Raw genomic sequence first — 349 nt, forward strand, 5'->3', positions numbered from 1 at the left:
CTTCACGTTGGCGGGCAGGCCGCGCAGGGCCTTCAGCTTGGCCTTGTAGGCCGCCAGTTCGGCCTTGTTGGGCAGCTTGCCGTGCACCAGCAGGTGGGCGACTTCTTCAAACTCGCACGCGCCGGCCAGGTCGAGGATGTCGTAGCCGCGGTAGTGCAGGTCGTTGCCGGTGCGGCCGACGGTACACAGTGCGGTGTTGCCAGCGGTCACGCCCGACAGGGCCACGGATTTCTTCGGTTTGAAGGCGCCGGCGTTCGGGGTGCTGTTATCGGCTTCGCTCATGAGGGGTCTCCTTGGATGCGTGGAATGTGTAGGCGTTATTTCTGTGCAGCAAACAGTGAGTCGAGCT

General features: G+C 63.3%; 1 protein-coding gene. It reads right to left on the minus strand.

Annotated elements, in window-relative coordinates; all coding sequences use genetic code 11:
• The coding region (locus RVY79_RS18160; RefSeq protein WP_317465928.1) for a citrate/2-methylcitrate synthase at positions 1-282 on the minus strand (282 nt) is incomplete at its 3' end.
• Positions 283-349 lie beyond the last annotated feature (67 nt).

The organism is Chromohalobacter sp. HP20-39 (assembly GCF_033052815.1).
GTDB lineage: Bacteria > Pseudomonadota > Gammaproteobacteria > Pseudomonadales > Halomonadaceae > Chromohalobacter.